The organism is Prosthecomicrobium pneumaticum, assembly GCF_014199915.1.
Classification (GTDB): Bacteria; Pseudomonadota; Alphaproteobacteria; order Rhizobiales; family Kaistiaceae; genus Prosthecomicrobium; species Prosthecomicrobium pneumaticum.
Genome location: NZ_JACHOO010000004.1, coordinates 286,665 through 313,125, shown reverse-complemented (window position 1 = coordinate 313,125; position 26,461 = coordinate 286,665). Strand labels below are relative to the sequence as shown.

General features: G+C 68.5%; 25 protein-coding genes. 14 read left to right on the top strand and 11 right to left on the bottom strand.

Annotated elements, in window-relative coordinates:
- Positions 1–41: 41 nt before the first annotated feature.
- Positions 42–1,499, bottom strand: coding sequence for a dihydropyrimidinase (gene hydA / locus GGQ63_RS11810; RefSeq protein WP_183856018.1), 1,458 nt, complete (start codon positions 1,497–1,499; stop codon positions 42–44).
- A 34-nt stretch (positions 1,500–1,533) separates the two neighbouring features.
- A complete protein-coding gene (locus GGQ63_RS11805; protein WP_183856016.1) occupies positions 1,534–2,784 on the bottom strand; it encodes a Zn-dependent hydrolase in 1,251 nt (416 codons plus the stop codon).
- A 76-nt stretch (positions 2,785–2,860) separates the two neighbouring features.
- Here GGQ63_RS11805 and GGQ63_RS11800 point away from each other — a divergent pair, with 76 nt between their 5' ends.
- On the top strand, positions 2,861–3,064 hold the full coding sequence (locus tag GGQ63_RS11800) for a type II toxin-antitoxin system HicA family toxin (RefSeq protein WP_343061139.1): 204 nt from the start codon (positions 2,861–2,863) through the stop codon (positions 3,062–3,064).
- Between the two features lie 60 nt (positions 3,065–3,124).
- Positions 3,125–3,532 (top strand): type II toxin-antitoxin system HicB family antitoxin, encoded by a 408-nt coding sequence (locus tag GGQ63_RS11795; protein WP_183856012.1) that lies wholly within the window; start codon positions 3,125–3,127, stop codon positions 3,530–3,532.
- Positions 3,533–3,537: 5 nt separating this feature from the next.
- Here GGQ63_RS11795 and GGQ63_RS11790 read toward each other — a convergent pair whose 3' ends face one another.
- Together GGQ63_RS11790 and aptA are read right to left on the bottom strand one after the other, a co-directional pair.
- Entirely contained in the window at positions 3,538–5,031 is a 1,494-nt protein-coding gene (locus tag GGQ63_RS11790) for a CoA-acylating methylmalonate-semialdehyde dehydrogenase (RefSeq protein WP_183856010.1), read from the bottom strand.
- 50 nt (positions 5,032–5,081) lie between these two features.
- On the bottom strand, positions 5,082–6,404 hold the full coding sequence (aptA, locus tag GGQ63_RS11785; RefSeq protein ID WP_183856008.1) for an omega-aminotransferase AptA: 1,323 nt from the start codon (positions 6,402–6,404) through the stop codon (positions 5,082–5,084).
- Between the two features lie 148 nt (positions 6,405–6,552).
- Here aptA and GGQ63_RS11780 point away from each other — a divergent pair, with 148 nt between their 5' ends.
- From GGQ63_RS11780 to glsA, 3 genes are all read left to right on the top strand, one after another.
- The gene (locus tag GGQ63_RS11780) at positions 6,553–7,116 is read left to right on the top strand and encodes a cupin domain-containing protein (protein ID WP_183856006.1); all 564 of its coding nucleotides are present in this window, start codon (positions 6,553–6,555) and stop codon (positions 7,114–7,116) included.
- Between the two features lie 118 nt (positions 7,117–7,234).
- Complete coding sequence (rutR, locus tag GGQ63_RS11775) at positions 7,235–7,888, top strand: HTH-type transcriptional regulator RutR (RefSeq protein ID WP_183856003.1); 654 nt, start codon at positions 7,235–7,237, stop codon at positions 7,886–7,888.
- A gap of 94 nt (positions 7,889–7,982) precedes the next feature.
- Entirely contained in the window at positions 7,983–9,854 is a 1,872-nt protein-coding gene (gene glsA / locus GGQ63_RS11770; RefSeq protein ID WP_183856001.1) for a glutaminase A, read from the top strand.
- Between the two features lie 2 nt (positions 9,855–9,856).
- Here the strand turns inward: glsA and preA are convergent, their stop codons facing one another.
- Together preA and GGQ63_RS11760 are read right to left on the bottom strand one after the other, a co-directional pair.
- Entirely contained in the window at positions 9,857–11,188 is a 1,332-nt protein-coding gene (gene preA / locus GGQ63_RS11765) for an NAD-dependent dihydropyrimidine dehydrogenase subunit PreA (RefSeq protein WP_183855999.1), read from the bottom strand.
- 11 nt (positions 11,189–11,199) lie between these two features.
- Entirely contained in the window at positions 11,200–12,552 is a 1,353-nt protein-coding gene (locus GGQ63_RS11760; RefSeq protein WP_246429738.1) for an NAD(P)-dependent oxidoreductase, read from the bottom strand.
- A gap of 254 nt (positions 12,553–12,806) precedes the next feature.
- On the opposite strand from GGQ63_RS11760, the gene waaF reads away from it, so the two are divergent.
- Entirely contained in the window at positions 12,807–13,835 is a 1,029-nt protein-coding gene (gene waaF, locus GGQ63_RS11755) for a lipopolysaccharide heptosyltransferase II (protein WP_183855995.1), read from the top strand.
- Complete coding sequence (locus GGQ63_RS11750) at positions 13,835–14,425, top strand: DUF4254 domain-containing protein (RefSeq protein ID WP_183855992.1); 591 nt, start codon at positions 13,835–13,837, stop codon at positions 14,423–14,425. The genes waaF and GGQ63_RS11750 overlap by 1 nt, the downstream gene beginning before the upstream one ends.
- On the opposite strand, the gene GGQ63_RS11745 is transcribed toward GGQ63_RS11750, so the two are convergent.
- Positions 14,404–14,676, bottom strand: a complete 273-nt coding sequence (locus tag GGQ63_RS11745) for a DUF2798 domain-containing protein (protein ID WP_183855990.1) — start codon at positions 14,674–14,676, stop codon at positions 14,404–14,406. The two genes, GGQ63_RS11750 and GGQ63_RS11745, sit on opposite strands and share 22 nt — an antisense overlap.
- A 177-nt stretch (positions 14,677–14,853) precedes the next feature.
- The gene (locus tag GGQ63_RS11740) at positions 14,854–15,594 is read right to left on the bottom strand and encodes a GntR family transcriptional regulator (RefSeq protein ID WP_183855988.1); all 741 of its coding nucleotides are present in this window, start codon (positions 15,592–15,594) and stop codon (positions 14,854–14,856) included.
- A gap of 266 nt (positions 15,595–15,860) precedes the next feature.
- Here GGQ63_RS11740 and GGQ63_RS11735 point away from each other — a divergent pair, with 266 nt between their 5' ends.
- The 4 genes from GGQ63_RS11735 (at position 15,861) to GGQ63_RS11720 (ending at position 20,161) form a co-directional block, all read left to right on the top strand.
- Positions 15,861–16,850 (top strand): ABC transporter ATP-binding protein, encoded by a 990-nt coding sequence (locus GGQ63_RS11735; protein ID WP_183855986.1) that lies wholly within the window; start codon positions 15,861–15,863, stop codon positions 16,848–16,850.
- A gap of 71 nt (positions 16,851–16,921) precedes the next feature.
- The gene (locus GGQ63_RS11730) at positions 16,922–18,205 is read left to right on the top strand and encodes an ABC transporter substrate-binding protein (RefSeq protein ID WP_183855984.1); all 1,284 of its coding nucleotides are present in this window, start codon (positions 16,922–16,924) and stop codon (positions 18,203–18,205) included.
- 65 nt (positions 18,206–18,270) lie between these two features.
- Complete coding sequence (locus tag GGQ63_RS11725; protein ID WP_183855982.1) at positions 18,271–19,218, top strand: ABC transporter permease; 948 nt, start codon at positions 18,271–18,273, stop codon at positions 19,216–19,218.
- Positions 19,219–19,315: 97 nt separating this feature from the next.
- The gene (locus GGQ63_RS11720) at positions 19,316–20,161 is read left to right on the top strand and encodes an ABC transporter permease (RefSeq protein WP_183855980.1); all 846 of its coding nucleotides are present in this window, start codon (positions 19,316–19,318) and stop codon (positions 20,159–20,161) included.
- A 6-nt stretch (positions 20,162–20,167) separates the two neighbouring features.
- Here the strand turns inward: GGQ63_RS11720 and GGQ63_RS11715 are convergent, their stop codons facing one another.
- The gene (locus tag GGQ63_RS11715) at positions 20,168–21,730 is read right to left on the bottom strand and encodes a putative bifunctional diguanylate cyclase/phosphodiesterase (RefSeq protein ID WP_183855978.1); all 1,563 of its coding nucleotides are present in this window, start codon (positions 21,728–21,730) and stop codon (positions 20,168–20,170) included.
- A gap of 164 nt (positions 21,731–21,894) precedes the next feature.
- The gene (locus GGQ63_RS11710) at positions 21,895–23,361 is read right to left on the bottom strand and encodes a mannose-1-phosphate guanylyltransferase/mannose-6-phosphate isomerase (protein WP_183855976.1); all 1,467 of its coding nucleotides are present in this window, start codon (positions 23,359–23,361) and stop codon (positions 21,895–21,897) included.
- A 226-nt stretch (positions 23,362–23,587) separates the two neighbouring features.
- Here GGQ63_RS11710 and GGQ63_RS11705 point away from each other — a divergent pair, with 226 nt between their 5' ends.
- From GGQ63_RS11705 to GGQ63_RS11695, 3 genes are read left to right on the top strand one after another with little or no spacing between them, the layout of a single operon-like run.
- Positions 23,588–23,848 (top strand): hypothetical protein, encoded by a 261-nt coding sequence (locus tag GGQ63_RS11705; protein ID WP_183855974.1) that lies wholly within the window; start codon positions 23,588–23,590, stop codon positions 23,846–23,848.
- A 46-nt stretch (positions 23,849–23,894) separates the two neighbouring features.
- Complete coding sequence (locus tag GGQ63_RS11700; protein WP_183855972.1) at positions 23,895–24,221, top strand: ElaB/YgaM/YqjD family protein; 327 nt, start codon at positions 23,895–23,897, stop codon at positions 24,219–24,221.
- Positions 24,222–24,237: 16 nt separating this feature from the next.
- Entirely contained in the window at positions 24,238–24,588 is a 351-nt protein-coding gene (locus GGQ63_RS11695) for a hypothetical protein (protein ID WP_183855970.1), read from the top strand.
- A 15-nt stretch (positions 24,589–24,603) separates the two neighbouring features.
- Here GGQ63_RS11695 and GGQ63_RS11690 read toward each other — a convergent pair whose 3' ends face one another.
- Positions 24,604–26,448 carry a sensor histidine kinase gene (locus GGQ63_RS11690; RefSeq protein ID WP_183855968.1) on the bottom strand — a complete coding sequence of 615 codons (1,845 nt, stop codon included), beginning with the start codon at positions 26,446–26,448 and terminating at the stop codon, positions 24,604–24,606.
- Between the last annotated feature and the right edge of the window lie 13 nt (positions 26,449–26,461).

Below are 26,461 nucleotides of genomic sequence, written 5' to 3'. Positions count from 1 at the left end.
GACCCCATCGTCCCGCCCCCGACGCGCATCGCTTCTCCGTCTCAGACGCCGATCGGCATGTGCTCGGGCGAGCGGGTGACGGCGCGCGGCGCGGTCAGTTCCTTCCAGGTCGACAGCGCCTTGTTGATCGCCGGGAAGGGCTTGCGCTTGACGAACTTGCCGCGGCCGGGGCGCGGCGCGTCGTTCCTGCCGTCCGTCCACACCACCTCGCCGCGCGAGATCGTGTAGCGCGGCAGGCCGCGCACCTCGACGCCCTCGAAGACGTTGTAATCGATGATCGACTTCTGGTTCGCCGCCGAGATGGTCTTCGTGAGCTTCGGGTCCCAGACGACGAGATCGGCGTCCGAGCCGGGCAGGATGGCGCCCTTCTGCGGATAGATGTTGAGGATCTGGGCGATGTTGGTCGAGGTCGCGGCGACGAACTCGTTCGGCGTCAGCCGGCCGGTCTCGACGCCCTTCGTCCACAGCACCGGCATGCGGTCCTCGAGCCCGCCCGTGCCGTTCGGGATCTTGGTGAAATTGCCGAGGCCGAAGCGCTTCTGCTCGGTCGTGAAGGCGCAGTGGTCGGTCGCCACCACCTGTAGCGAGCCCGCGGCGAGGCCGGCCCACAGGCTGTCCTGGTGCTTCTTGTCGCGGAAGGGCGGCGACATCACCCGGCGCGCGGCATAGTCCCAGTCGCGGTTGAAGTACTCGCCCTCGTCGAGGGTGAGGTGCTGCACGAGCGGCTCGCCATAGACGCGCATGCCGGCCTGGCGGGCGCGGCGGATCGCCTCGTGCGCCTGCTCGCAGGAGACGTGCACGATATAGACCGGCACGCCGGCCGCATCGGCGATCATGATGGCGCGGTTGGTCGCCTCGCCCTCGACCTCGGGCGGCCGCGAGAAGGCGTGCGCCTCCGGCCCGGTGACGCCGTCATCCATGAACTTCTTCTGCAGCGCGGCGACGATGTCGCCGTTCTCGGCATGGACGAGCGGCAGCGCGCCGAGCGCGGCGCAGCGCTGGAACGACGCGAACATCTCGTCGTCATTGACCATCAGCGCGCCCTTATAGGCCATGAAGTGCTTGAAGGTGTTGATGCCGCGCTCGACGACCTTCGCCATCTCGTCGAAATGCTTCTCCGACCAGCCGGTGACGCACATGTGGTACGAGTAGTCGGAGGAGGCCTGCCGGGTCGCCTTGCCCTCCCAGGCCTCGAGCGCGGCGAGCATGCCGTCCTCGCCCGGAATGACGAAGTCGACCACCGTCGTCGTGCCGCCCGACAGCGCCGCGAAGGTGCCGCTCTCCCAGGTCTCGGCCGCGGTCGTGCCCATGAAGGGCATTTCGAGATGGGTGTGCGGGTCGATGCCGCCCGGCATCACATAGGCGCCGGCGGCGTCGACCACCGTGTCGCCCGCAAGGTCGGGACCGATCGCCTTGATCGTCTCGCCCTCGATCAGGATGTCCGCCTCATAGGTGCGGTCGGCGGCGATGATGGTGCCACCCTTGATCACGGTCGACATCGGCTGCTCCCTTTTCTTGCTCTACTCTGGCGCGTCACGCCACGATTTCGGCGGTCTCGATCACGGCGTGGAAGAGAACGTCCGCACCCGCGGCCGCCCAGTCCGGCGTGATCGTCTCGTCCTCGTTATGGCTCAGCCCGTCGACGCACGGGCACATGATCATCGTCGAGGGTGCGACCTTCGCCGTCCAGCAGGCATCGTGTCCCGCCCCCGAAACGATGTTTCTGTGGCTGTAGCCGAGCCGCTCGGCGGCGGCGCGCACCCGGCCGACGAGGGTCGGGTCGAAGGTGACCGGATCGAAATGGCCGACCGCCTCGACCGTGCAGCCGACGCCGAGGGCGGCGGCGATCTCCGCCGCCTCCGCCTCGATGCGCGCCCGCATGCCGTCGAGCTTCGCGAGGTCGGGGCTGCGGATATCGACGGTGAAAACCACCTTGCCGGGCAACACGTTGCGCGAATTGGGCGAGAACGCGACCTGGCCGACGCCGCCGACCGCATCGGGCTGGCTGTCCATCGCGACCCGCTGCACCATCTCGATGATCCGCGCCATGGCGAGGCCGGCATTGACCCGCAGCGCCATCGGCGTCGAGCCGGTGTGCGCCTCCTTGCCGGTGAGGGTGAATTCGAGCCACCACAGGCCCTGGCAATGGGTGACGACGCCGATCTGCCGGTCTTCCGCCTCGAGGATCGGCCCCTGCTCGATGTGATACTCGAAATAGGCGTGCATCTTGCGCGCGCCGACCTCTTCCTCGCCGACCCAGCCGATGCGGGCGAGCTCGTCGCCGAAGCTCTTGCCCTCGGAATCCTTGCGGCCATAGGCCCAGTCGAGCGTGTGCACCCCGGCGAAGACGCCGGAGGCGAGCATGGCCGGCGCGAAGCGGGCGCCCTCCTCGTTCGTCCAGTTGGTGACGACGACCGGATGCCTGGTGCGAATGCCGAGATCATTGAGGCTGCGCACCACTTCGAGCCCGGCGAGCACGCCGAGAACACCGTCGAACTTGCCGCCGGTCGGCTGGGTGTCGAGATGGCTGCCGATATAGACGGGCAGCGCGTCCGGATCGGTGCCCGGCCGCGTCGCGAACATCGTGCCCATCCTGTCGACCGCCACCGTCATGCCCGCCGCCTCGCACCAGCGGCGGAACAGGGCGCGGCCCTCGGCGTCCGCATCCGTCAGCGTCTGCCGGTTATTGCCGCCGCGCAGACCCGGCCCGACCTTCGCCATCTCCATCAGGCTGTCCCACAGCCGCTCGCCCTTGATGCGGAGATTGTCGGTCGGGGAGGTCATGGGATCACCGTTCCGTTGGTCGTCATGCTTGATTTCGGGCATCCATGCGCATAAGTGTGTATTCGCGCGGGGCGGCATCGTGACGGACAGCAAGGACCTCATCAGGCGGCTTCACGACGAGGGCTGGGTCGAGGTGTCGATCAACGGATCGCATCACAATTTCAAGCATCCGAGCAGACCCGGTCGCGTGACCGTTCCTCATCCGCGCCGGGATATCAAGCTCGGAACGGTCCGATCCATCTACCGGCAAGCCGGCTGGCCCTGGAATCGGGACGCTTGAGGCGTGACTGCTTCGAAACAGGCGTGCCCGACCGGGCCCCTGCCTTTGAGAGGATCTGAGATGGCGAAATCGATCGTGGCCCTGATCCATGGCGAAGCCGGGAATTACGGCATCTCCTTTCCCGACGTGCCGGGCTGCATCTCGGCCGGCGACACGCTCGATGAGACGATTGCGAACGGCGCCGAAGCGCTCGCTTTCCACCTCGAAGGCATGGCCGAGGATGGCGAGGCAATGCCGATCCCGCGCACCCTCGATGCAATCCGGGCCGATCCGGAATTCGCCTTCGAGTTCAGCGAACCCCATATCGTCACCTTGCTGCCCTACGATCCACCGGGCCGGACCGTCCGCATCAACATCACAATGGACGAGCATCTCGTCGAGGCGATCGATCGGGCGGCCAAGGGCCAGGGCGGTACGCGCTCCGGCTTTCTGGCGGCCCTGGCCCGCGAGCGGCTCGGCCATCGCTAGGCGCCTCACATCGTCGGGAAGTTGAACACCGCGCCCGACTTGATGCCGTCGGGCCAGCGGCTCGTGACGGTCTTCAGCCGCGTGTAGAAGCGGATGCCCTCGGGCCCGTAGATCGCGTGGTCGCCGAAGATCGACCGCTTCCAGCCGCCGAAGGAATGATAGGCGACCGGCACCGGGATCGGCACGTTGATGCCGACCATGCCGGCCTCGACCTTGTCGGCGAACGAGCGCGCGGCATCGCCGTCCCGCGTGAAGATCGCGGTGCCGTTGCCGTATTCATGGGCATTGATCAGCGAAAGTGCCTCGCCGAAGGACTGGGCGCGCAGGACGGAGAGCACGGGACCAAAGATCTCCTCACGGTAGATCGTCATTTCCTTGCCCACTTGATCAAAAAGCGTGCCACCGACGAAATAGCCGTTCTCGTAGCCCTGCAGCGTGAAGCCGCGGCCGTCGACGACCAGCCGCGCCCCCTCGGCGACGCCCCTGTCGATATAGCCGAGGACCTTGTCCATGTGCTGCCTGGTGACGAGCGGGCCCATCTCGGCCTCGGCATCGGTCGCCGGACCGATCTTGAGGGCGCGCACACGCGGCGCGAGCGCCTCGACGAGCGCGTCGGCCGTCTTCTCGCCGACCGGCACCGCGACCGAGACCGCCATGCAGCGTTCGCCGGCCGAGCCGTAGCCGGCGCCCATCAGCGCATCGGCCGCCTTGTCCATGTCGGCGTCGGGCATCACCACCATGTGGTTCTTCGCCCCGCCGAGCGCCTGGACGCGCTTCCCCGCCGCCGTGCCGGTCGCGTAGACATAGTGCGCGATCGGGGTCGAGCCGACGAAGGAGACGGCCTTGATATCCGGATGGTGGAGGATGGCGTCGACCACCTCCTTGTCGCCGTGCACGATGTTGAGCACGCCCTCGGGGAAGCCGGCCTCGCGGAACAGTTCCCAGATCACCATCGGTGCGGAGGGATCGCGCTCCGAGGGCTTGAGGATGAAGGTGTTCCCGCAGGCGACCGCGATCGGATACATCCAGAGCGGGACCATGCAGGGGAAGTTGAACGGCGTGATGCCGGCGACGACGCCGAGCGCCTGGCGATCGGAATAGGTGTCGATCGACGGCCCGACGTTCCGCGAGAACTCGCCCTTCAGGAGATGCGGGATGCCGCAGGCGAACTCGACCACTTCGAGGCCGCGCTGCACCTCGCCGAGCGCGTCGTCATGCGTCTTGCCGTGTTCGGCGGAGACCGCACGGGCGATCCGGTCGGCGTTCTTCTCGACCAGTTCCTTGAAGCGGAACATGAAGCGCGCCCGCTTCAGCGGCGGCGTGTCGGCCCAGGCCGGGAAGGCGGCCTTTGCGACCGCCACCGCGGCATCGAGCTCGGCCGCCGTCGACAGCGGCAGCATCGCCGTCGCCTCGCCGGTCGCCGGATTGTAGACCGGCTGGGTCCTGAGCGACGTCGAACGCGCGATCGCGCCGCCGATCGCGTTATGGATCGTCTCCATGGAGGCCTCCTCCCCTTCTTCTTGTCGTCTTCCGTTCGATGGCGACCGGCTCAGTCGATCGCCTCGAGCACCGCCGCGAGCTTGCCGAACAGCTCGTCGATCTCCGCCTTCGTGATGATGAGCGGCGGCGAGAGCGCGATGATGTCGCCCGTCGTGCGGATCATCAGCCCGGTCTCGAAGGCCTTCAGGAAGGCGGCGAAGGCGCGCTTGGTCGGGGCGCCGGCGATCGGCTCCAGTTCGACCGCGCCGATCAGGCCGAGATTCCTGAGGTCGATGACGTGCGGCAGGCCCTTCAGGCTGTGCACCGCGTCCTGCCAGTAGGCGATCGTCTCCGCGCTCTTCTCGAGCAGGCCCTCTTCCTCATAGGTGTCGAGGGTGGCGAGCGCGGCGGCGCAGGCGACCGGATGGCCGGAATAGGTATAGCCGTGGAACAGCTCGATCATGTTCTCCGGGCCGTTCATGAAGGTGTCGTAGATCGTCTTCGACGCCATCACCGCGCCCATCGGAATGGTGCCGTTGGTGATGCCCTTCGCCGTCGTCACGAGATCCGGCACGACGCCGAAATAATCGACGGCGAACGGCTTGCCGAGACGGCCGAAGCCGGTGATCACCTCGTCGAAGATCAAGAGAATGTCGTGCTTGTCGCAGATCGCCCGCAGCCGCTCGAGATAGCCCTTCGGCGGGATGAGCACGCCGGTCGAGCCGGCGACGGGCTCGACGATGACGGCCGCGATGGTCGAGGCGTCGTGCAGCGCGATCACCTTCTCGAGATCGTCGGCGAACTCCGCGCCGTGCTCCGGCAGGCCCTTCGAATAGGCGTTGCGGGCGAGATCGTGGGTGTGGCGGATGTGGTCGACGCCGGTCAGCATCGTGCCGAAGGTCTTGCGGTTGTTCGAGATGCCGCCGACCGAGATGCCGCCGAAGCCGACGCCGTGATAGCCGCGCTCGCGGCCGATCAGGCGGAACTTGCCGGCATTGCCCTTGGCGCGGTGATAGGCGAGCGCGATCTTCAGCGCCGTGTCGACCGATTCCGAACCGGAATTGGTGAAGAAGACATGGTCGAGCGGGCTCGGGAACATCGCGGCGAGCCGCGCGGCGAGCTCGAACACCTTCGGATGGCCCATCTGGAAGGCCGGCGCGTAATCGAGCTCGGCGACCTGCTTGGCCACCGCCTCGACGATGCGCGGCCGGGCATGGCCGGCATTGACGCACCACAGGCCGGCGGCGGCATCGAGCAGGGTGCGGCCGTCGGCGGTCGTGTAGCGCATGCCCTCGGCGCCGACGAGGAGACGCGGATTCTGCTTGAACTGCCGGTTCGCGGTGAACGGCATCCAGAAGGCGTCGAGATTGTTGAGGCGCGAGGAAGCGGACATGATCGGGGGCTCCGGGGGACCGGCCGGCCGGTCGGGGCGGTCATTTTCGTGAACGTAACCCCCGCCATTTGGCCGGTCAATTGACAGGCGGCGTTAAGAACGTTCTATATCTTGAACACATGAACGCTCGCCGCCCTGCCCTGCCGCCATGACCGGCCGCCCCTACGAACTCGATGTCGGGGCGCGGCTTCGGGCGCTGCGGCTGCGGCACGGCCTTTCGCAGCGCGCGCTCGCCAAGCGCGCCGGGGTCTCGAACGCCACCGTCTCGATGGTCGAGGCGAACCGCGTCAGCCCCTCGGTCTCGGGGCTGCGGCAGATTCTGGCCGGCATCCCGATCAGCCTCGCCGAATTCTTCGCCGAGGACGGCGGCGAGGCGGAGAAGGTCGTCTACCGCGCGGCGGAACTGAAGGAGATCGCCGGCGGCGGCATCTCCTACCGCCAGGTCGGCTCCGATCTCGAGGGCCGCAGCCTGCAGATGCTGCACGAGCGCTATCAGCCGGGCGCCGAGTCCGGCAAGGCGATGCTGTCGCATCAGGGCGAGGAGGCCGGGCTCGTGATCCGCGGCCGGATGCTGCTCGAAGTGGCCGGAACGCGCTACGAACTCGGCCCCGGCGACGCCTATTTCTTCGACAGCCGCAAGCCGCACGCCTTCAGGAACATCGGCGAGGGCGAGCTCGAACTCGTCACCGCCTGCACGCCGCCGAGCTTCTGAGGCGGTGCAGATCGAATTGCGCGACGCAGCCGTTTGGCCTAGGAGGGCTCCGGCTCCTCTTCCTCGTCGCCAAGGCCCCGATGCACGCCCCGATGCGCCCCTCCCTGCCGCCGCGCCGATGAACCCGCCCGAGGCCGCCCGCGCGCAACGGACGAAGAAGCGCACCCGCATCCAGCAGGCGAACGAGGAGAAGATCCTCGACGCGGCCCTCGACGTGTTCTCGACCTATGGCTTCCGCGGTGCGACGATCGACCAGATCGCCGAACGGGCCGGCATGACGAAGCCGAACCTCCTCTATTACTTCCGCCGCAAGGAGGACATCTACCGGGCGATCCTCGAGCATACGCTCGACGACTGGCTCGGCCCGCTCACCCATCTCGGCGAAGGCGAAGAGCCGCTCGCCGAGCTGAAGGCCTATATCGACCGCAAGCTCGAGCTGTCGCGCGACCGCCCGAAGGCCTCGCGGCTCTTCGCGCTCGAGATCCTGCAGGGCGCGCCTGTGATCGGCGACATCCTCGCCGGCCCGCTGAAGGCCCTTGTCGACGAGAAGGCCGAAGTGATCCGCCGCTGGATCGCGGAAGGGCGCATCGCGCCGGTCGACCCGCATCACCTCGTCTTCACGATCTGGGCGACGACGCAGCATTACGCCGATTTCGACGTCCAGGTGCGCGCCGTGCTCGGTGCGGAGCCGTCCGAGACCGCCCATTTCGACCGGGCGGCGCGGACGCTCGAAGAGCTGATCCTCGGTGGACTGCGGCCGAGGCCGGACTGAGGCCTCACGAAGCTCAGCCGTCTTCGCTTTCTCTTCATTTCGCTGGCACGGGCCTTGTATCATTCCCCCCGCGTCTGGGGCATCGAGGGGAAGCATGACGTCAGCAGGACACGGACCGGACACGGCGGCACCCGACCCGATCCAGGATTATCTCGACGACCTCCATTTCCGCATCGGCCGGATGTCCGGCGGAACGGTCGCCTCCTACATCCCGGAACTCGCCAAGGCCGATCCGATGCAATGCGGCATCGCCATCGCCACCGTCGACGGCAAGGTCTACGCCGCCGGCGACGCGCGCACGCCCTTCACCATCCAGTCGGTGTCCAAACCCTTCCTCTACGGCTATGCGCTCGAGCGCTACGGCCGCGAGGCCGTGCTGCAGCGGGTCGGCGTCGAGCCGACCGGCGAGGCGTTCAATTCGATCGTGCTCGACGAGGTGCACAACCGTCCGTTCAACCCGATGGTGAACGCCGGGGCGATCGCCGTCGCCGAGACGGTGCGCGGCCATACGCTCGGCGAGCGGATCGACACCCTGCTCGCTCTGTTCGGCCGCTTCGCCGGCCGGCCGCTCGCGATCGACGAGGCGGTGTTCGAATCCGAGAAGGCGACCGGCCACCGCAACCGGGCGATCGCCTATATGATGCTCAACAGCGGCATGATCCGTGCGGCACCGGAAGACATTCTCGACGTCTATTTCCGCCAATGCGCGATCGAGGTGACGGCCGTCGACCTCGCCGTGATGGGCGCCGCGCTCGCCAATAACGGCGTCAATCCGCTCACCGGCGAACGGGCGCTCGCCGCCGAGTTCATCCCGGACGTGCTGTCGGTGATGAATTCCTGCGGCATGTACAATTATGCCGGGCAATGGTCCTATGATGTCGGCATCCCGGCGAAGAGCGGCGTCGCCGGCTCGATCATGGCGGTGATCCCCGGCCAGCTCGGCATCGCCGTGTTCTCGCCGCCGATCGACGGGCACGGCAACAGCGTGCGCGGCGTCGCCGCCTGCCGCGACATCGCGGCGACCTTCGGGCTGCACGTCTTCAAGACGCAGATCACCGCCCGCACCGTGATCCGCCGCGAGTTGCGCGCCGACGTCACCCGCTCGAAGCGGGTGCGCGGGCCGGCCGAGCGGCGCGTGCTCGACGCCGAGGGGCGCCGCATCGCCATTCTGGAGGTGCAGGGGCCGCTGTTCTTCGGCTCGACCGAACGCCTCTTGCGGCGGGTCGGCGCGCTCGCCGGCGACGCCGACCATCTGATCCTCGATCTGCGCCGCGTGCCCTCGATGGACGAGGCGGCGTCGAGCCTGCTGCTGCGGCTCGCCGCGGGCTTCGCGACGCCGCAGCGCAGCCTCGCCTTCGCCCATCTCGGCGCCGAGGGGCCGCTCGGCGACCTCCATCGCGGCCTCGCCGAGGCGCCGGGCGGTCTCTCGGGCCGCGTCTTCGCCGATCGCGACGCGGCGCTCGAATGGTTCGAGAACCGGCTGATCGCCGCGGCGGGGTTGAGCGGCGAGGAGAGCCGCTTCTCGCTCGCCTCGATCGACCTCTTCCGCGGCCTGCCGGCCGAGGACATCAAGCGGCTCGAGGCGATGGCGCGGCCCTTCGTCTTCGAGACGGGCGACACGCTCATCCGGGCCGGTGACGCCGCCAATGTGTTCTTCGTGATCGCCCGCGGTTCGGTGTCGGTGCAGGTGCCGGCGCCGGAGCGCGACGGCCGCAAGACGATCCGCATCGCCTCGCTCGGACCCGGCCTCTCCTTCGGCGAGATGGCGGTGATCGATGGCGGCCGGCGCTCCGCCGAGGTCGTCGCGCGCGAACGGGTGGTCTGCTACGGCTTCTCGGTCGAACAGCTGAAGGAGGTCGGCGAGGCGCATCCGGAGATGATCGTCCGGATCTACGCCAACATGACGCGCGACCTCTCCGAACGCCTCCGCCGCATGACGGCGGAGGTCGAGGCGCTGGAGAGCTGAACCTACTCGGCCGGCTCGGCGACCACCTCCGCGGCCGGCCGGGCCATCGGGTTGTTGGGGTGCGTCGTCCAGTTGGCATAGGGCCGGTCATTGGCGAGGCCGGTGCGCGGGTCGACGCCCGCCGTCTGCGGCACCATGGTGATGCAATCCTCGACCGGGCAGACGCTGACGCACAGATTGCAGCCGACGCATTCCTCGTCGATCACCTCGAAATGGCGCTTGCCGTCCTTCATGCTGGTGATCGCCTGGTGCGAGGTGTCCTCGCAGGCGATGTGGCAGCGGCCGCATTCGATGCAGAGATCCTGGTCGATCTTCGCCTTGGCGACGTAGTTGAGATTGAGATACTGCCAGTCGGTGACGTTCGGGACGGCGCGGCCGACGATCTCCTCGACGCTGCGGAAGCCGCGCTCGTCCATATACTGCGACAGGCCCTCGATCATGTCCTTGACGATCCGGAAGCCATAGGTCATCGCGGCCGTGCAGACCTGCACCGTGCCGGCGCCGAGCGCCATGAACTCGACCGCGTCGCGCCAGGTGGTGACACCGCCGATGCCGGAGATCGGCAGGCCGCGCGTCTCCCGGTCGCGGGCGATCTCCGCCGTCATGTTGAGGGCGATCGGCTTCACCGCCGGGCCGCAATAGCCGCCATGCGAGCCCTTGCCGTCGATCGTCGGCAGCGGCGCGAAGGTATCGATGTCGACGCCGATGATCGAGGAGACGGTGTTGATGAGCGACACCGCGTCGGCACCGCCCGCCTTCGCCGCACGGGCGGGGTAACGGATGTCGGTGATGTTCGGCGTGAGCTTGACGATCACCGGCATGCGGGTGTGCGTCTTGCACCAGCGCGCCACCATTTCGATGTATTCCGGCACCTGGCCGACCGCCGAGCCCATGCCGCGCTCGCTCATGCCGTGCGGGCAGCCGAAATTCAGCTCGACGCCGTCCGCCTCGGTCTCCTCGACGCGCTTCAGGATCGCCTTCCAGCTCTCCTCGACGCAGGGCACCATCAGCGAGACGACGAGGGCGCGATCCGGCCAGTCGCGCTTCACCTGCTTGATCTCCTGCAGGTTGATCTCGAGCGGCCGGTCGGTGATCAGCTCGATATTGTTGAGCCCGACCAGCCGGCGGTCGCCGGCATGCATCGCGCCGTAGCGCGGGCCGGAGACGTTGACGACCGGCGGGCCGTCCTCGCCGAGCGTCTTCCAGACCACGCCGCCCCAGCCTTCCTTATAGGCGCGGACGACATTGTAGGCCTTGTCGGTCGGCGGCGCGGAGGCGAGCCAGAACGGGTTCGGCGATTTGATTCCGACGAATTCGGTGCGCAGGTCGGCCATGGCGGTGCCCCTCAGGCGGCGCTCAATGCGCGGTGGATGGATTCGGCGGCGATCCGGCCGTCGGCGACGGCGGCGACCGTGAGGTCCTCGCCGGTGGCGGCGCAGTCGCCGCCCGCCCAGACGCCGGACAGCGTCGTGCGGCGCTCCTCGTCGACGGCGATCTTGCCCCCCTTCAGGGTCAGCGCCGCGCCCGGCTCCTCGAAGGCGGCGGGCACGAGCTTCTGGCCGATCGCCTTGAACACCATGTCGGCGGGCAGCGTGAAGGTCTCGCCGGTGGCCGCGAGCGCGCCGGCCTCGCTGCGGGTGCGCTCGAAGACGACGCCGGTGACCCGGCCGCCCTCCGTGACGAGCCGCAGCGGCTGCGCGTTGTGGCGGATCACCACGCCGTCGGTCGCGGCGAGCTCCTGCTCATAAGCGGAGGCGCCCATCGCCGCGCGGTCGCGGCGGTAGACGATCGTCACCTCCTCGGCACCGAGCCGCCTCGACTGCACGGCGACATCGACCGCCGTCATGCCGCCGCCGATCACCACGATGCGGCGGCCGACCGGCAGGGCGGCGAGGTCGTCCGTCTGGCGGAGCCGGCCGATATAATCGACGGCGTCCTCGGCACCGGGCAGTTCCTCGCCGTCGAGGCCGAGCGCATTGACGCCGGCGAGACCCATGCCGAGGAAGACCGCGTCATAGGCGCCGCGCAGCTCCGACAGCGCGATGTCGCGGCCGAGCGCCTTGCCGTTCTCGACCGTGATGCCGCCGATCGACAGGATGAAATCGACCTCGGCGCCCGCGAAGCCGTCCGGCGCCTTATAGGCGGCGATGCCGTATTCGTTGAGCCCGCCGGGCTTGGGCCTGGCGTCATAGATCACCACGTCGTGGCCGTGCATGGCGAGGCGATGCGCGGCCGCGAGACCGGCCGGGCCGGCGCCGACCACGGCGACGCGCCGCCCGGTCGAGGGCGCGCGGACGAAGGGCTGCTCGCCCGTCTCCATCAGCACGTCCGTGGCAAAACGCTGCAGCAGGCCGATCTTCACCGGCTTGCCCTCGGCCGCCTCGCGCACGCAGGCTTCCTCGCACAGCGTCTCGGTCGGGCAGACGCGCGCGCACATGCCGCCGAGGATGTTCTGCGACAGGATGGTCTCCGCCGCCCCCTTCGGGTTCTCCGTCCTGATCTGGCGGATGAAGAGGGGAATGTCGATCGAGGTCGGACACGCCGCGACACAGGGCGCGTCATAGCAGAAATAGCAGCGGTCCGACTCCACGAGCGCCTGATGACGATCGAGCGGCGGATGGATGTCGCCGAAATTGGCGCGGTAATCCTCCGGCGCCAGGCGGCCGGAGGCGATATCCGGCGCAGAAATCGTGCTCAAGAACGCGTCTCCCATAACGGCGCGGCAGGGCGACTCCGACCCCGCCATACATCGGCCCGCTTGCCGCGCCCTCTGTCGTTCTTGGTTCCGCGGCCGCGGAAAACTTGATCAGTTGGACAAATTCCAAACGTGCCGTCAAGAGACTGTCTTGAGCAGTTCCAATCTGAAATGCACAAACCACAAGCAGGGGTGGCGGGCTTGACGCGGCGGGCCGGGCACCGCAGTCATGGCACGGGCGGAAAGGCGGGGCACGCGTGACGGACCGACAGGCGAGAGCGAGCGAGGGCGACGGCGCGATTCTGGTCGTCCCGTTCCAGTGGATCGGCGATTTCGTGCGGGCGCACACCGCCGTGCGGATACTCACCGCGCGCTTTCCGGGGCGGCCGATCGACATGGTGGCGAGCCCGCTCTGCGCCCCGCTCACCCGCTTCATGCCGGAACTGCGTGCGGCGGTGGTCGAGCCGCATGTGCGCGGCCGGCTCTCGCTCGCCGCAGCGTTCCGCTTCGCACGGCGCCTGCGCGACCGGCACTATCGCGCGGCGATCATCATGCCGGGCACGGTGAAGGCCGCGCTCGCCCCCTTCCTTGCCGGCATTCCGCGCCGCACCGGCTGGCGGGGCGAGATGCGCTACGGCCTCGTCAACGACATGCGGAGCGGCGAGTTCGACCACATCCATATCGGCATGCGCTGCGCCATGCTCGCCATGCCGCCGATGGAGCGCGAGCCGGTCGACCTGCCGCCGCCGCGGCTCGAGGTCTCGGCGGCCGACCTCGCCGCCTGGCGCCGGCGCACCGGCATTGCCGAGGACGGCCCGCCGATCATCGCGATCGCACCCGGATCGAACGGGCCGGAGCGGCGCTGGCCGCTCGAGCGCTATGTCGCGCTCGCCGCGGCCGCGGCCGCCGCCGGCTTCGAGGTCTGGGTGATGGGCGGGCCTTCCGAGCGCACGATGGCGGCGACGATCCGCGCCGCCCTGATACCCGCGGCCGCGGAGCGGCTGCGCGATTTCACCGATACCGATCTCGCCGATGCGGTCTATCAGGCGGCGGCGGCCGACGTGTTCGTCGGCAATGATTCCGGGCTGCTCCATCTCGCCGCCGCGACCGGAACGCCCTGCGTCGCGATCTATCTCGCCTCGTTCCACGACCGCACCGGGCCGTTCAACGCGAACGTCCTGCCGCTCCGCGACGAGCCGCAGGGCCACGGCCCGCTCTCGCCGGCCGAGGTCTTCGCCCGGGCGCGCGCGCTCATTCCGGCTGCCACCGTCACGGTCCCTTCCTGATGCCCCTTCTCGACATCGCCGCGCTGGTCGAGCGTCAGGTCGAATTGACGGTGCTGTGGCACAGCGGACCCGTGACGCCCTCCGGCGACGGCGCCATGGCCGCGATGGAAGAGAATCACGGCTTCAATTTTCAGCTCTGGCACGAGGAGGACCGCGCGCGCCGCGACGATCTCGGCTTCGAGCACGTCTACCGCGCCAAGCGGGCGATCGACCGGCTGAACCAGCAGCGCAACAATGCGGTCGAGCGGCTGGACGACTGGCTGGCTGCCGCTGCCGGGCCGTTCCCCGAGGGTTGCCCGATGCACTCGGAGACCCCCGGCATGATCGTCGACCGGCTGTCGATCCTCGCCCTCAAGGCCTACCACATGCGGGAGGAAGCGGAGCGGCCGGACGCGTCCGACGCGCACCGCTCGGCCTGCGCCGCCAAGCTCGCGACGATCCTGCGCCAGCGCGGCGATCTCGCCGCGGCGCTCGACACCCTGATCGGAGAGATCGAGGCGAAAACACGCGGCTTCCGCCTCTATCGCCAGTTCAAGATGTATAATGATCCGGCGCTGAACCCCGAGCTCTACCGCCGCAGCGGCGGCTGAACCACCACCGCGGCGACGATCCGCCGGACGGCGGGAAGGATGAGGAGGAGCACCGGGTAGGCGATCAGCCAGGAGAGCCCCCAGGCCGACAGCCAGCGGCCCGGAAAGCCGGGCGCGAAGCCGAGGCTCTTCAGCGTCGAGACCGCCGAGACGATCGCCGTCATGGCGATCGACAGGACGAAGGGAAAGGCCGCGGCATTGAAGCGCGCGGGCAGCTTTCGCGGGCGGAGGAAGTGAAACGGCAAGGACATTCGAGATCTCGTAAGGTTCGCCGTGCGCACGCCGACGGATCGGCGGACCCACGGCCGATCCGCGTGGGTCGATGAGCGCGTTGCTTGACGGAAACGCTTACGGCTCCGCGGGACTTCCCCCGCGGAACGACAGTCGAATAGCCGATCGGCGGTGCCGGCGCAAGCCGGGTTCGCCGCCTATCGCGGCGGAGCGAGGAGATCGGCGAGCGGAACCGGTGTCGCGCTCCGCTCGGTCAGGTCGAGGCCCTCGGCGAGATCGGCGATGTGCTCGGCCATCAACCGGGCCGCGGCGGCGGCGTCTCCGCCGGCGAGCGCGTCGATCAGCGCGGCATGCGCCGGGGTGGCGCAGGTGAGCTCCGGCCGGCGCCAATAGAGCGACAGGATCAGCGAGGAGCGCAGCACCAATTCGCGCACCCAGAGGGCGAGGATCGACTGGCCCGCCATCTCGGCGATCAGATTGTGGAAATTGCCCGACAGCACGATCGCCCGGCGATGCTCGCCCGCATGGAGCGCGGCGTGCTCCTCCTCGATGCAGGCGCGAAGCCGCGCGATCGCTTCGGGCGTCGCGCCTGCGGCCGCGAGCACGGCGACCTGCGGCTCGATCACCCCGCGCGCCTGGAAGACCTCGCCGGCTTCCGCGACGCTCGGCCGTGCGACACCCGCACCGCGGTTCGGCTCGATCGTCACCAGGCCCTCGTGGGACAGCGCCTCGAGCGCGGCGCGGACGATCGTCCGGCTGGCGCCGTAGATCGCGCCGATCTCGTCCTCGGGCAGGCGGGTGCCCGGCGCCAGCCGGCGGTCGACGATCGCCGCCAGAAGCTCGGCATGGATCGAGGCGGCGCGTGCGGAACGCGGCGGCACCCGTCCTGAGGCGGGGGCGAGAAGGGTCGTCCGGTCGGGGGGAGCTCGGTTCTGCATGGCTGTCCGTCGGCGGTCTGCCGACCGGGATGAGACTACGCTGCCGGCGGATACGAGGCAAACACCGATCGTATACGATCGTGCTGAATCTTTGTGTCCCGTCGCCCCAAAATTGAGCACGGGCAAAACCGCCTTCAAATTGGGCTCATAAGTCCCGGCACCGGTCCGGTGTCCGTAAAATCAATAGCTTGACGCCATTTCGCAGGTGCGAAGGCGCTTGGCACGCCGCTTGCGACTCCTCTTCGCATCGATTTTTGGAGGCAGCGATGGCGCGACCGGCCGATCTCGAGCTCGCATCCGTCACCAAGCGCTATGGCGGCACGGTGGCGGTCGATTCGATCAGTCTCAAGATCAAGGCGGGCACCTATTGCTGCCTGCTCGGGCCGTCCGGCTGTGGCAAGTCCTCGACGCTCAGGATGATCGCCGGACACGAATCCGTCTCCGACGGCGACATCGTGCTCGGCAACCAGATCGTCAACGACAAGCCGCCGGCCCAGCGCGGCTCGGCGATGATGTTCCAGTCCTACGCGCTGTTCCCCCATCTCTCGGTGCGCGACAATGTCGCTTTCTCGCTGCGCATGAAGGGCATCGACAAGCCGACCCGCCACAAGCGGGCCGACGAGATGCTCGCCCTCGTCGACATGACGCCCTATGCCGAGCGGCTGCCGGCGCAGCTCTCCGGCGGCCAGCAGCAGCGCGTCGCGCTCGCCCGTGCGCTCGTCACCGACCCGCAGATCCTCCTGCTCGACGAGCCGCTCTCCGCGCTCGATCCCTTCCTCAAGATCCGGGTGCGGGCGGAGCTGAAGCGCTTCCAGCGCGAGCTCGGCATCTCCTTCATCCACGTCACCCACAGCCAGGAGGAGGCGATGGCGCTCGCCGACCTCGTGGTGATCATGTCGCACGGCCGCATCGAGCAGGCCGGCGCGCCGCGCGCGATCTTCGAGACCCCGGCGAGCGAGTTCGTCGCCCGCTTCATCGGCGGCCACAACATCCTGCCGATCTTCGGCAAGACGGTCTCGGTGCGCGCCGACCGGGTCAGCCTCGTGCCACAGGACGATGCACCCGGTGGCCGACGGGCGATCGTCCGCTCGACCGAGTATCAGGGCAGCAACGTCGTCGTCGGCCTCGTCGCCGAGGATGGCACCGAGCTCGTCGCGATCGTGCCGGACAAGGTGTTCTTCGCCCGCCCCGTCGAGGTCGGCGACGCCACGGCCGTGACCTGGGACGAGGCCGACATCCACGAATTCGCGGCCTGACGGCCGCCACCGCCATTCGAGCGGTCGCGTTCGGCCGCGAGGATCAAAGAGGGAACAGGGAGCTCCTCATCATGACGACGACGAAGAAGCGCGGCATTTCCCGCCGCTCGCTCTTGAAGGGATCGGCCGCCGCCGCCGGTCTCGCCGCCGGCTCGGGCGCGATCACCGGCTTTCCGACCATCTGGGCGCAGAACCCGATCACGCTGCGCCAGTTCGGCACCGGCGTGTCGGCGCTCAACGCGATCGCCGAGAAGTGCAAGGAAGATCTCGGCATCACGCTCGAGATGACGGCGATGGATTCGGATGCCGCGGCGCAGCGCGCCGTGACGCAGCCGGATTCCTACGACATCGCCGACATCGAATACTGGATCTGCAAGAAGGTCTTCCCGGCCGGCGTCATGCAGCCGATGGACGTGTCGAAGATCAAGTATTTCGACAAGATCGTGCCGCTCTTCGTCACCGGCAAGCTGAAGCCGGACTCGGTCATCGCGCAGGGCACCGCGCCGCACACGGTCGGCTTCGTCGAGAGCGCCGAGTCGACCACCTTCGCGAAGGAGCCGACCAACTGGATGACGCTGATCCCGACGATCTACAATGCCGACACGCTCGGCATCCGTCCGGACCTCGTCGGCCGTCCGATCAAGAACTGGAAGGACATTCTCGACCCCGCCTTCAAGGGCAAGACGTCGATCCTCAACATCCCCTCGATCGGCATCATGGACGCCGCGATGATCGCCGAATCCGCCGGCATCATCAAATATGCCGACAAGGGCAACATGACGAAGGCGGAGATCGACACCACGATCGATTTCCTGATCAAGACCAAGCAGGAAGGCCAGTTCCGCGCCTTCTGGAAGACCTTCGACGAGAGCGTCAACCTGATGGCCTCGGGCGAAGTTGTGATCCAGTCGATGTGGTCGCCGGCCGTCGCCGCCGTCCGCTCGAAGGGCATTCCGTGCGTCTACCAGCCGCTCGAGGAAGGCTATCGCGCCTGGGGCGGCGGCCTCGGCATCGCCAAGCACGTCTCGGGCGCGACGCTCGATGCGGCCTATGAATACATCAACTGGTATCTCTCCGGCTGGGTCGGCGCCTATCTCAACCGCCAGGGCTACTATTCGGCCGCGATGGAGACCGCCAAGGCGTTCATGTCGGAAGACGAGTGGGGCTACTGGGTCGACGGCAAGCCGGCCAAGGGCGACATCCTCTCGCCCGACGGCAAGGTGATGGAGAAGGCCGGCGCTGTCCGCGACGGCGGCTCGTTCGAGGCCCGCATGGGCGCCGTCGCCTGCTGGAACTCCGTGATGGACGAGGACCGCTACATGGTCCGCCGCTGGAACGAGTTCATCGCCGCCTGACGGCAGCGTCGCCAATCCGTCCTCCCCCGCGTCGCGGGGGAGGACCCTTCCCGAGCGGAGCGCGCATGACCACCGTCGAAGAGACAGCCGTCCTCGCCCCATCGGCCGCCCCCGCCGCGCCCGGACCGAAGGCCGCGACGCGGCGGCCGACGAAGCTGCCGGGCGAGACGCCGGCCTTCGTGCCCTATCTGCAGGCGCTGCCGCTCGCCCTGATCCTCGGCTTCTTCCTGCTCGTGCCGATCATAACCATCGTCGTGGTGAGCTTCTGGGATTACGACTTCGCCCGCGTCATTCCGGACTTCATCCTCACCAACTATCAGGACGTGCTCGGCTCCTGGGTGACGTGGAAGACCTATCTCAACACGCTCAAATACACGGCGATCGTCTGGGCGATCACGCTCTCGATCGGGTTCACCGTCGCCTACTTCCTCGCCTTCTATATCCGCACGGCGACGATGCAGACCGTGCTCTTCCTCGTCTGCACCGTGCCCTTCCTGACCTCGAACATCATCCGGATGATCTCCTGGATTCCCTTTCTCGGCCGCAACGGCCTGATGAACGGGTTCCTGCAGAGCATCGGCCTCGTCGACCAGCCGGTCGAATGGCTGCTCTATTCCGATTTCGCCGTCGTGCTCGCCATGGTGCATCTCTACACGCTGTTCATGGTGACGCCGATCTTCAACTCTCTGGTGCGCATCGACCGGGCGCTGATCGAGGCGGCGCGCGACAATGGCGCCTCCGCCTTCCAGACGCTCGTCCACGTCGTCATCCCGCTCGCGAAGCCCGGCATCGCGATCGGCTCGATCTTCGTCGTCACGCTCATCATGGCGGATTTCTCCACCGTGCAGGTGATGTCGGGCGGGCAGAGCGCCTCGGTCGCGCTGATGATGCGCAACCAGATGTCGCTGCTGCAATATCCCGCCGCCGCCGCGAACGCGGTCGTGCTGCTCGTCGTCGTGCTGTTGATGGTCGCGGCGATCCTGCGCGTCGTCGACATCCGCAAGGAGCTGTGATGGGGGCTATTCGATACACGACGGCCGCCTTCCCCTCTCCCGCCGGCGGGAGAGGGGAAGACTTCACAGAGCGAACTCTTCTTGGGGGGGCAATCCCATGCTGAGCGAGACCCGCGGCTGGGGCTTCTGGCTGCTCGCCGCCTTTTTCGTGCTGTTCGTGCTGTTCCTCTATGGCCCGCTCTCGACGATCGTGCTGCTCTCCTTCCAGGGCGAGAATGGCGGCCTCACCTTCCCGATGAACGGCTTCTCCTTCACCTGGTTCGGCCGGTTGTTCGAAACGCAGGCGGTCGGCGATTTCGGCGGCTCGTTCCGTCGCTCGCTGTCGCTCGGCGTCATGGTGATGGCGGTGACGGTGCTCGTCTCGCTCCTCGCCGGCCTCGCCTTCCGCCGCCGCTTCCGCGCCTCGACGCCGCTCTTCTACCTGGCGGTCGCGAGCCTCATCGTGCCGTCGATCCTGATCAGCCTCGGCATCGGCCTGCTCTTCCAGGTGATCGGCATCCGGCCGGCCTGGTATTCCTCGGCCTTCGGCGCCCATCTGACCTGGACGCTGCCCTTCGGCCTCCTGATCATGCTCGCCGTCTTCAACCGCTTCAATACGGCCTATGAGGAGGCGGCACGCGATCTCGGCGCCAGCCCCTGGCAGACATTCCGCTTCGTCGTGCTGCCGCTGATCCTGCCGAGCCTGATCGGTGTCGCGCTGTTCGGCTTCACCCTCTCCTATGACGAATTCGCCCGCACGATGATGACCGCCGGCACGTTCAACACGCTGCCGCTCGAGATCTATGCGATGACGACCAATGTCACGACGCCGGTGCTCTATGCGCTCGGCACGGTGACGACGGGTCTTTCCTTCCTCGTCATCTTCACCGCCCTCGCCGTCGTGCTGGTGCTGCAGCGGCGGCGCGCCCGGCTCGGCTCGGACGCCGGCAAGGGAACGCTCTGACCCGCCTCAGGAGGGCGAGGCGGGTCCGAGAAACGGCGAGCGCCGGACGAGCGCGAGGAAATCGTCGAGCTCGACGGGCGGCGACAGGAGAAAGCCCTGCGCGAAGGCGCAGCGCCGCTCGCGCACGAAGGCGAACTGCGCCTCCGTCTCGACGCCTTCGGCGATCGTCTCGAGACCGAGCTCATCGGCGAGCTTGAGGGCGCCGCCGATCATCCGCTCCGCCGTCGAGGAATGGCCGATGCCGGCGACAAAGGAGCGGTCGATCGTCATCCCGTCGAAGGGCAGCCCGGCGAGGAAGGCGAGCGAGGTCTGGCCGCGGCCGAAATCATCGAGGATCAGCCGGAAGCCGATCGCCCTGAGCGCCTCGAGCGCGCCGGCCATGTCGTCGCGGCTCGGATGCATCGACAGTTCGGAAATCTCGATCTCGAAGCGCTCCGGCTCCAGATCGTACTGCTTCATCGCCCGCCAGAAGCGCTCGATGAAGGCGGGCTGGCCGAACTGCCGCGCCGAGACATTGATCGCCACCGTCATGTCGAAGCCGGCATTCTTGATCGCGCGCGCCGCCTTGCAGGCCGCGCCCAGGACGAAGCCGCCGATCTGCTCGATGATCAGCGTCTCCTCGGCGAGCGGGATGAACTGATCCGGCCCGATCAGCCCGTGCTCGGGATGGCGCCAGCGCAGCAGCCCCTCGGCACCGACGATCGCGCCGTCGGCGCAGCGCACCTTGGGCTGGAACACGAGGTGGAGCTGCTCGAAGCGCGCGGCGCTGCGCAGATCCGGCTCGAGCGCCCGCATGGCGGGCGCCGGCGGCCCGATCTCGGGCCGGTAGCGGGCGATCCGGCCGCGGCCGTAGCGGTTGGCATCGGCGAGCGCGGCGGCGGCACGGGCGAGCGCGGCGTCGGCCGTCCCCGCATCCTCGGGCAGATGCACGATGCCGATGCTCGCCGTCACCGCGACCGCCTCCGTGCCGACCACCACAGGCTCCTCGAGGATGTGCAGGATGCCGAGTGCGACATCGGTCGCCTCGCGGTCGGAGGCGATGCGCGGCAGGAGGACAAGGAAACGATCGGTGCCGATGCGGCCGAGCCGCGCTTCCTCTCCCTCCGCCGTCTCGTCCGACCGTGCCTCGACGAGCCGTTCGAGCCGGCGCGCCACCTGGCGCAGCACGCCGTCGCCCGCCGACGAGCCGAACCGCTCGTTGATCGCGGAGAACCGGTTGATGTCGGCGAGCAGGGCGGCGCCCCGGCCCTCGCCGGCGCATCCGGCGATCGCAGCCTCGGTTTCGGCGAGAATGGCCGGGCGGCTCAGCACGCCGGTGAGCGAATCGCGCCGCTCGCTGACCACCATCCGGTGGCGGAGCTCGCGGATCTCGCGCTCGGAATCGGCCATCGCCTCGATCAGCGCGGCGATCTCGTCGCGCGGCAGGCTCGCCCGGTCGGACGACCAGAGTTCCCGCAAGCGATCCCGGATCCGAATCAGCCGCGCCAGCGCCGATTCGGGGTCTTCGCCAGAGATCGGACCCGCCGCGATGCCGCCGACATCGCGGATGCCGCCCCCTTCTCCCGCCATCCCATACTCTCCCGCCGGCGCAACCGCGCGGCAAGCCGACGCGCCTGATCCCTTGGCGCACCGGCCCGACCCCACGACATCGCCGCGATGGCCCGCCGCGCAACGTCGCGGTGGACTCGGTTTATCCTGCCCGAGAGGAGTATAGTTCGAACGAAGGGCGGAGGCTATTTCCGATTGTAGTCGTCCTCGAGGCGGACGATGTCGTCCTCCCCGAGATAGCTGCCGGACTGCACCTCGATCAGTTCGACGGGGATTTTCCCGGGATTGTCGAGACGATGCACCGCGCCGCGGGGGATGTAGACGGATTCGTTCTCGCCCACGAGCCGCACAGTCTCGTCCACGGTCACGCGGGCGACGCCGGTGACGACGACCCAGTGTTCCGAGCGGTGGAAATGGTTCTGCAGCGACAGCCGCGCGCCGGGCTTCACCACGATGCGCTTGACCTGATAGCGGGCGCCCTTGTCGATCGACTGGTAGTAACCCCAGGGCCGATAGACGCGGATATGGCTCGCGACGGTTTCGGGATAGGATTCGCGCAGCCGTGCCACGAGCTGCTTCACCTCGCCCGAGCGTGACCGGTCGGTGACGAGCACCGCATCCTCGGTGGCGACCACGACGACATTGTCGACGCCGACCACACCGACCACCGGTCCGTCGGCATTGACATAGCTGCCGCTGACCGCCTCGAGCACGGCCTCGCCGACCACGACATTGCCCGCGGCATCCGGCCGGCCGGCATCCCAGATCGATTCCCAGGTGCCGAGATCGGACCAGTCGAAGGTGGCGGCGATCACCGCCGCCTTGTCGGTCTTCTCCATGACGGCATAGTCGAACGACACCTTCGGCGCGCGCCCGAAGGCGTCGCCGTCGAGGCGAAGGAAGTCGATGTCGGTCTTTGCGGTCTCGACCGCGATCCGGGCGGCGACGGCGACCTCGGGCGCGAGTCGCTCGATCTCGGCGAGACCGGCGGCGGCCCGCATCATGAAGTTGCCGCTGTTCCAGACATAGCCCTCGTCGAGATAACGCTGCGCGGTCTCCTCATCGGGCTTTTCCACGAAGGCCGAGACGGCCGAGACCGCCTCGGCCTCAGGCAGTGCGGTGCCACGGCGGATATAGCCATAGGCGGTGGCCGGATTGGTCGGCGTGATGCCGAAGGTGACGATGGCGCCGGCCCGCGCGGCGGCGAGCGCGGCGGAGACCGCGCCATGGAAGCCCGCAACGTCGCGCACGACGTGATCGGCGGCGAGGATCAGCACCACCGCATCCGGGTCGCGCGCCGCGACGAAGGCCGCGGCGACGGCCACGGCGGCGGCCGAATCCCGCCGCTCCGGCTCGAGAATGATGGTCGCCTCGACGCCGAGCCCGCGCACCTCCTCGGCGACGAGGAAGCGGTGATCCTCGTTTGCGACGACGACGGGCGCGGCGAACAGCGAGCGGTCCGAAACGCGCTTCAGGGTCGCCGTGAAGGTGGTCTCGCCGTCGACGAGCGGCAGGAAGGGTTTCGGCCGCGCCTCGCGCGAATAGGGCCAGAGCCGAGAGCCCGCACCGCCGCACAGGATGACCGGAACGACACGCCCCCCGGCCGGCTCCGTCAGCGAAGAGGAGTTGCGCGCGGTCAATGTCAGGTCCATCCGGAGCCCCCAGTCTTGTGCGGTGTTGGAAACGAGGTCGGTCGGTCGTGCTGCGGCCACCATAACGGAGGCGCCCGCGGCACGGAACCGGCCGCTTGAAGAAGGACAAGAATGCGGCAGCGCGTCGGTTCCCGCTGCTGCCGCACGGGAACCGAACGGCCTGTTCCCCCGTTCAACGGCCGGTGGGGCTCGAGAATGGAGCGGCGGTTTGGTGCCGATAAAGAAAATGGGCGGTTATGCAGGCTTCGCAGCACCGGACGAGGTGCTCGAGGACGGCGCGTTGACCGCGGGCGAGAAGCGCGACACGCTCAAGCACTGGCTCGCTGCGACGGCACGCCGGGCGAGGTCCGCAGCGCCGCCCGAGCGCGCGCCGCTGGAGCGGCTGGCGATCGAATTGGCGGCGGCGATCGAGGCGGTCGAGATCGGCCGCCCCTTGCGTCACGTCTGGCGGCACGACGAGATCGAAGGCCGGCGGAAGACAGGATAGCGACGCGGCCGACGCGCATGATCGGCGACAGCGCAGAGGAACCAAAATGGCAGAGAACAATCTCGGCAGCGAGAACACGGTCGACGGCGGCGACGTCGCCGAACAGCTTCGGGTACTGCGAGCGGACGTCGCCGCACTCGCCGAGACGATCCGCACGCTCGGTGCGCAGCGGGTCGAGGCGGGCGCCGACGCGCTGCGCAATGCGGCGGAGCGGACCGGAGAGACACTGCGCATGAGCGCGGACGATGCGCGGCGGCGCGGTGAAATGCTCGCCGAGGATCTCGAGAGCCGGATCGCCGCCAACCCGATCCCGTCGGTGCTGATCGCGACCGGCGTCGGGCTTCTGCTCGGCACGCTGTTCTCCCGCCGCTGAAGCGGAGGACAGCGTCTTGATCGGGGCACTCTTTCAGGCGGTGGCAGCGGCCGCGATCGGCAATGCCGTCCAGGGCGCGGGCCGCGCGGCCCGCTCGCTGGCGGCGATGCTGCTCGCCGGGCTTCTGATCGCCATCGGGCTCGGCTTCGTCACGGCAGCCGGATATGAGCTGATCGCGCGGACCTACGGGCCGCTCGGGGCGAAACTGATCTTCGCCGCCCTGTTTCTCTTCATCGGCCTCGCCGTGCTGGTGATCGCCGCGTGGCGGCGGGAACGCGCGCGCCGTCTCGCCGCCTCGCGAGGCGCCGTCACGGCTGCGACCGCCTTCATGATGGGGCTGACGAGCGGGCTCGGCCGGCGCCGCTGAGGCGCCGGCAGCCTGTCAGGCGAGCAGATGGCTCGCCGGAATGACGATCTCGCAGACGAGACCGCTGTCCTCGAACGACACCGACACGGTGCCGTCGAGCGCCTGACCGACGGTGCGCTCGAGCAGCGTGACGCCGAAGCCGCGCCGCGACGCCGGCTCGACCGGGGGTCCGCCCCGCTCCTCCCAGCGCAGCACGAAGCGATCGCCCTCGAGCCGCCAGCGGATCGCGATCCGCCCGTCGGCCACGGACAGCGCGCCGTATTTCGCCGCGTTGGTGGTGAGCTCGTGCAGCGCAAGGCCGATATTCTGCGCCGCATCGGGCCGCAGGCTGACCGGCGGCCCCTCGGTCACCAGCTGTTCCGAGCCGGGATCGACCGCCTGGGCGAGCTGCGCCTTGACGAGATCGGGCAGATAGGCGCCGTGCCATTCCTGCGCCACGAGCAGATCATGCGAGGCGGCCATCGCGCGGAGCCGGGCGGAGAAGCGCTCGACGAAGGTCTTGGGGTCGTCGCTGCGCGCCGCGGTCTGGCGGGCCATCGCCTGGATCACGGCAAGCAGGTTCTTCGACCGATGCGTCAGTTCCCGCATCACGAGGCGCAGGTGGCGCTCGTGCGAACGCCGCTCGGTGATGTCGACGGCGACGCCGGCAAGGCCGGTGACCCGCCCGTCGAGCGCGACGATCGGCTCGAGTCGCATCTCGAAGGAGCGCGGCCGCCCCTCGATCTCGAGCTCGAAATCGAGGGTACGCGGCGCGGCGGCCTCGATCACGGCGCGCTTCGCCGCGATCAGCGCCGCGGCACGGTCTTCGCCCATCAGCTCGGCGTCGGTACGGCCGGCGATCGCCGAGGGGTCGGGAGCGAGCGGCGTGTTGTAGACCCAGGTGTAGCGGAGCCGCTCGTCCTGCGTGAACACCGAGATCGATGACCCGCGCAGCGCCAGATCGAAGCGGGCATTCGCCTCGGCGAGGCTGCTCGTCAGCGCGGAGAGGCGGGTCTCGTAATCGTGCCGCTCGGTGAGATCGACCACGGCCGAGGTCAGGCCGGCGATCTCGCCGGCATCGTCGCGCAAGGGATCCATCGACAGCCGCAGATACTGGCTCGCGCCATCCTCGGCGGCGACCTCGATGTTGATCGCCGCACCGCGGCCGCCCTCGACCACGGTCCGCTTCGCCCGCACCACTTCCTGGGAAACGAGGCTCGGCAGGGTGTCGCCGTCGGTGCGGCCGACCACCTCGCGCGCCGGCCACAGCCCGTGCGGATCATAGCTCCAGGTGAAGACGAGATCGCGGTCCTGCGAGAAGACGGCGACGTCCGAACTCGCCAGTGCCGCCTCGAAGCGCTGATTGGTCTCGATCAGCTCCCGCGTCCGCTGCGCGACCCGGCGCTCGAGATCGGCGCGGCTGTCGTTCAGCTGCCGGAGCGTTTCCACATGGGCCTGAATTTCGCGCTTCAGATGCGCGTTCGACTCCTCGAGCGCCTGCGGTGAAGGAAGCGTCAGGAGCTTGGGCAGGATCGGCCAGACGAGGATCGCCGTCACCACCGACACGGCAGCCGTCAGCGCCTTGACGCCGCCCTCGATGATGTAGAGCGGCTGCCAGTAGGTGACGAGCGAGATCAGATGGGTGAGCCCGCAGAGGAAGATGAAGGCGAGAAAGAGATAGGCGACGCGGCGATAGGAGGGCGCGAAATCGTGCCGCAGCGTCAGGAAGCGCAGGATGGCGAGCGGGATGACGAAATAGGCGCCGGCGATCAGCGCGTCGGACAGGGCGTGCAGGGTGAGGAGCGCCGGCGACCAGAGCAGGCAGACGCCGTGCGGAAGAAAGGCCCCCTCTCCCAGGACCGCTTCGATCAGGCCGCCCATGTCACCTCCCCGG